Source organism: Marinobacter confluentis (assembly GCF_004785685.1).
Taxonomy (GTDB): Bacteria; Pseudomonadota; Gammaproteobacteria; order Pseudomonadales; family Oleiphilaceae; genus Marinobacter; species Marinobacter confluentis.
Map to the genome: position 1 here is coordinate 1 of NZ_SRPF01000017.1, position 454 is coordinate 454.

Annotated in this window: 1 protein-coding gene; it reads right to left on the reverse strand. The window is 53.7% G+C overall.

Features of this window, described 5'->3' with window-relative positions; translation table 11 throughout:
- Window positions 1–111: 111 nt before the first annotated feature.
- Entirely contained in the window at window positions 112–390 is a 279-nt protein-coding gene (locus tag E5Q11_RS17365) for a hypothetical protein (protein ID WP_135804707.1), read from the reverse strand.
- Window positions 391–454: the final 64 nt, after the last annotated feature.

Below are 454 nucleotides of genomic sequence, written 5' to 3' on the forward strand. Positions count from 1 at the left end.
CCTAACGCCAGCGCACAACGGCGCCCTTGTAATGGAGGCGCAGCCGCAATGTAAAGGGCGTCCGGCGGCCATCGGCCGCGAATTGCTGCGCCTTGTTAGGCAATAGCGAAATCAGAACGACCATCTTGCCGCCAAACTATGCAGCGGACCGAAGGAAAGTGCCAATACAGCACATAACACCACAAGCCCACCTGCCCACTTTTTTGACTGCCTGTGGCCCCAGATAATAATTGCCACTGCGGCAGTAACCGACACTGAGAGCAACGCCAAAAGTCCCCAACCCAGGAAGTACTCGATGACATCAGAAAGCCCGTATGGACTATCCGGCTCGATATACATTCTTGGATAGATTGCAGCCCGGAATAAAAGCATGAACGCGAATAAAGCCATGCATGACGCCCCGAGCGCCTTTGACGATTTAACTCCCAGTCTCGTCTTCATAAGTGCCTAACGC

Coding starts and splice junctions, on each gene's coding strand:
- E5Q11_RS17365 (WP_135804707.1), bottom strand. CDS start 390: ATGGCTTTATTCGCGTTCATGCTTTTATTCCGGGCTGCAATCTATCCA.